This is a genomic window from Bradyrhizobium sp. SHOUNA76 (assembly GCF_023006445.1).
In the GTDB taxonomy this organism is placed as follows: Bacteria; Pseudomonadota; Alphaproteobacteria; order Rhizobiales; family Xanthobacteraceae; genus Bradyrhizobium.
In genome coordinates, this window is sequence record NZ_JALBHA010000488.1 from 1 (window position 1) to 4697 (window position 4697).

Genomic DNA, 4697 nt, shown 5'->3' on the forward strand with positions numbered 1-4697 from the left:
TGTCGTCATCGCGGGCGCGGCCGCGCTCGACAAGCGCGTGGCGGAAGTGGCGGCCGCCGCCAATATCGGCGGGCTCGAATTCTATTTCGGCATTCCCGGCACCATCGGCGGCGCGCTGCGCATGAATGCGGGCGCCAATGGCGGCGAGACCAAGGACGTTCTGATCGAGGCGCACGGCGTCGGGCGCGACGGCACCAAGCATGTCTTCTCCAACGCCGACATGAAGTTCGTTTACCGCAACAGCGGCGTCGATCCCTCCATCATCTTCACGTCCGCGCGCTTTCGCGGTGAGATCAAAGATGCCGAGGCGATCCGCGCGCGTATGGCTGAAGTACAAAATCACCGCGAGACCGCGCAGCCGATCCGCGAGAAGACCGGCGGCTCGACCTTCAAGAATCCGCCTGGCCATTCCGCCTGGAAGCTGGTCGACGCCGCCGGCTGCCGAGGTTTGCGTGTCGGCGGCGCGCAGGTTTCCGAGATGCACTGCAATTTCCTTATCAACACGGGCGATGCCACCGCGCACGATATCGAGACGCTGGGCGAGACCGTGCGCGAACGCGTGAAGGCAAATTCCGGAATTGAGCTTCACTGGGAAATCAAGCGGATCGGGATTTCCCCCTAACAGTCATTCCGGGGGCGCGCAGCGCAACCCGGAATCTCGAGATTCCGGGTCTGGTGCTTGCGCACCATCCCGGAATGACAAAGCACGAGGCAGCGAATGCGCATCACCATCCTCTTTGGCGGCTCCAACCGCGAGCGTCTGGTTTCGGTCGCCTCGGCCCAGGCCCTGCATCAGGCATTGCCCGAGGCCGATCTGTGGTGGTGGGATGTCGAGGACAAGGTGCATGTGGTGCAGTCGAAGCAACTGCTCGAACATGCCCGCCCCTTCGAGGACGAGTTCGCCCCCGGAACGCGCGGCATCCCGCTGGAGCAGGCACTCGACCGGGCGAAGGCGGAAGGTCGCGTCCTCGTGCTCGGCCTGCATGGCGGTCGTGCCGAGAACGGCGAATTGCAGGTGATGTGCGAGGCGCGCGGCGTGCCCTTCACCGGATCGGGCTCGGCCTCCTCGCATCTTGCCTTCGACAAGATCGCGGCCAAGCATTTCGCCGCGCTCGGCGGTGTGACATCGCCGGCAAATGTCGCGCTCGACGACATCGACGAAGCCTTCGCCGAATACGGAAGACTGATCGCAAAGCCGGCGCGCGACGGCTCAAGCTATGGTCTGATCTTCGTCAACGCCAGGCAGGATCTCGTCGCCGTCCGTAACGCGGCCAAGCACGAGGAGTATGTCATCGAGCCCTACATCGCCGGCATCGAGGCGACCTGCGGTGTGCTGGAGCGCACCGATGGCTCGATCATCGCGCTGCCGCCGATCGAGATCATTCCAGGCGAGGGCAGTTTCGACTACGCCGCAAAATACCTCCTGAAGTCGACCCAGGAGATCTGTCCCGGCCGTTTCGCACCCGAGATCACCGCCGCCTTGAAGGCGCAGGCGATGCTGGCGCACCGCGCGATGTCCTGCACCGGCTATTCCCGGTCGGACTTCATCGTCTCGGACACGGGCCTGGTCTATCTCGAGACCAACACGCTGCCCGGGCTGACCAAGTCCTCGCTCTACCCCAAGGCGCTGAAAGCAGAGGGGATCGAATTCGTCGACTTCCTGCGCGGCCTGGTGGAGCTCGCCGGGCGGGGTGTGCGGAAATAGTTAGGACTGGTTAACGGCCAAATGGGCGAAACGGGCCGGTTTGGCGCCCAAAACCGGTAAAATGCCGGACATCGCGGCATAAATGCCTCACATAGCGGGGCAAAATGCGCCGGACGTTAACGAACTTTACCTTTTGTTTACCAGGACGTCCGAAGGTTAACGCTGGCGGCGCATATGGCGCTTTGGCTGCCGGCGCGTGAGCTGTCGCGGGTGATGTCACCTCCAGCGAACGCTTTGAAGGGGAGAGGTTTTCTTCTGCTGAAGACCAGCACCCCGCCCGGCATGTTCAAGACGTCATGTTCGCCAGGATCCGCGCGGTGTCGCGGGCAAACTGTTGACGAGCTCGTGCAATGGATGGAGCAGGAAGCCTCACCCGGTCGCTTTTCAGATCGCTGAGGCCCCAAGCTGACCTGAAGGCGGCCGCGATCGGAGCGGTCGTGCTTCTGCGCGAGTGGCTGCAGGACAAGCGTGACGAGAGGCGCGCTGCCGCCAAGATCAAGACCAGAGCAAAGGCCGTCGTCGAGCGCGAGCCGCCGCCGCGCGTGGTCGCACTCGTCGAGCGCTACCTGCCGCGCCGGGTCGGGATCAGCATGACCGTGCTGCTGCTGATCGGAAGCTGCGGCTTCGGCATCGTCAAGGGCGGCCATCTCCAGGATTTCATCACCGCGGTCAGCGACGCCCGCAACGCGCTGGCCAATTCCGCCGGGTTCCGCATCACCTCCGTCGTGATCAACGGCCGCAAGCAGCTCACCCAGGACGAGATCCTGGCGATCGGCGGCGTCAGCGGCCGCTCCTCGCTGCTGTTCCTCGACGCCGACGCGGTGCGCGACAAGCTCAAGGCCAATCCCTGGATCGCGGATGCGACCGTGCTGAAGCTCTATCCGGGCCAGCTCATGATCGAGCTCACCGAGCGCAAGGCATTCGCGCTGTGGCAGGAGGCCGGCCGGCTTTCGGTCATCGCCGATGACGGCGCCGTGCTCGAGCCCTACGTCTCGCGCCGCTTCCTGTCGTTGCCGCTCGTGGTCGGCAAGGGCGCCGAAACCCAGGCTCGCGACTTCCTCGCGCTGCTGGCGCGCTATCCGCAGGTCAATTCGGTAACCAAGGCCGCGATCTTCGTCGGCGAGCGGCGCTGGAATCTCAGGCTCAAGGACGGTCTCGACATTCGCCTGCCCGAGCAGGACGTCGGCAACGCGCTTGCGATGCTGTCCAAGCTCGACAAGGAGGACCGGCTGTTCTCCCGCGACATCGTCGCCGTCGACATGCGCCTGCCCGATCGGCTGGTGGTGCAACTGTCCGAGGACGCCGCCAAGGCGCGCGAAGATCTGTTCAAGGACAAGAAGAAAAAGAAGGCCGGGGATTCCGCATGACCGGTCTCGATCGCACCCAGACGCCGAAGACTCGCCCGATGCCGCACAAGCGCGGCGGCCTGGTCGCCTGCCTCGATATCGGCACCAGCAAGATCGCCTGCATGATCGCGCGGCTGAAGCCGTCGGCGCCGAGCGAGGCGCTGCGCGGCCGCACCCATGCGGTGGAGCTGATCGGCTACAGCCAGATCCAGTCGCGCGGCATGAAGGCCGGCGCGGTGATCGATCTCGGTGAATGCGAGCAGGCGGTGCGCCAGGCCGTCGCGCTCGCGGAGAAGATGGCCAAGGTGCGGGTGGAGTCCGTGCTGCTCTCGGTCTCCGGCGGCCGGCTTTCCGGCCAGCTGGTCGAGGCCGCCGCCGACATCCGTGGTGGCGCCGTGACGCAGGCCGATGTCAGCCGCGTCACCTCCACCGGAATGCGTCACGCCACCGGCGAAGGCCGTACCGTGCTGCACGCGCTGCCGGTCGGCTACACGCTCGACGGCGTCAAGGGCATCCGCGATCCCCGCGGCATGGTCGCCCATCAATTCGGCATCGACATGAACGTTGTCACTTGCGACGCCACCGTGGCGCGGAACCTGATGCTGGCGGTGGAGCGCTGCCACATCAATGTCGAAGCCATGGCGGCGAGCCCCTATGTGGCCGGCCTGTCGGTGCTGACCGACGACGAGGCCGATCTCGGCGCCGCCGTCGTTGAGATGGGCGCGGGCACCACCACGATTGCCGTTTATTCAGGCGGCCGTTTCGTGCATGCGGCGGGTTTTGCGGTCGGCGGGCAACACATCACGATGGATCTCGCGCGCGGACTCTCGGCGACCATTGCCGATGCCGAGCGAATCAAGACGTTATACGGGACCGTCATCACCGGCGGATCGGACTCGCGTGAGCTGATGTCTGTGCCGACAGCCGGTGACGAGCAGGATCTGCCGCAGATCGTCTCCCGCGCCACCATCGCCAACATCGTCAAGCACCGTGCCGAGGAAGTCTTCGAAATGGTTCGGGACAAGCTGAAGGATTCGCCCTTCGCCGCAGAGCCCAACGGCCGAGTCGTGCTCTCGGGCGGAGCCTCGCAGCTCACCGGCCTCGTCGAACTCGGAACTCAGATTCTCGGCCGGCCCGTGCGGGTCGGACGTCCGCTCGGCTTCGGCCGGCTGCCGAACGAGGCGAAGAACGCCGCGTTCGCGGTGCCGGCCGGACTCCTCGTCTACCCGCAATATGTTCACCTCGAACATGTCGAACCGCGGCATACGCGGCAGCAGGTCAGGACAGGGACGGGCGGTTATTTCGGAAAGGTCGGACGATGGCTACGCGAGGGCTTCTGATGACTCCTTTCCGCAATTATCGATTTTCACCAACTCCCGCGGCCACCGGCCGGGGCGAACTCACGCGCGCGTGATCGAGAGGCAGCAACCATGACCATCAGCATCAACGTTCCTGATATTCACGAACTGAAGCCCCGGATCACCGTGTTCGGCGTCGGCGGCGCCGGCGGCAACGCCGTCAACAACATGATCACGGCGGGCCTTCAGGGCGTCGACTTCGTGGTCGCCAACACCGACGCCCAGGCGCTGACGATGTCGAAGGCGCAGCGCATCGTGCAGATGGGCACCGCGGTCACGCAGGGGCTC

4 protein-coding genes and 1 pseudogene are annotated in these 4697 nt (G+C 65.1%); all 5 read left to right on the forward strand.

Going from position 1 to position 4697, the window contains the following annotated elements:
• Nucleotides 1-622, forward strand: a 622-nt coding sequence (murB, locus tag MOV74_RS31520; RefSeq protein ID WP_246930869.1) for a UDP-N-acetylmuramate dehydrogenase, incomplete at its 5' end; no start/stop codon positions are given.
• Between the two features lie 96 nt (nt 623-718).
• Nucleotides 719-1705, forward strand: coding sequence for a D-alanine--D-alanine ligase (locus MOV74_RS31525; RefSeq protein WP_246930871.1), 987 nt, complete (start codon nt 719-721; stop codon nt 1703-1705).
• Between the two features lie 350 nt (nt 1706-2055).
• Nucleotides 2056-3072 (forward strand): cell division protein FtsQ/DivIB, encoded by a 1017-nt coding sequence (locus MOV74_RS31530; RefSeq protein WP_246930874.1) that lies wholly within the window; start codon nt 2056-2058, stop codon nt 3070-3072.
• Nucleotides 3069-4391 (forward strand): cell division protein FtsA, encoded by a 1323-nt coding sequence (ftsA, locus tag MOV74_RS31535; protein ID WP_246930876.1) that lies wholly within the window; start codon nt 3069-3071, stop codon nt 4389-4391. The genes MOV74_RS31530 and ftsA overlap by 4 nt, the downstream gene beginning before the upstream one ends.
• 90 nt (nt 4392-4481) lie before the next feature.
• Nucleotides 4482-4697: pseudogene (locus MOV74_RS31540) on the forward strand (cell division protein FtsZ); the annotation flags it as partial.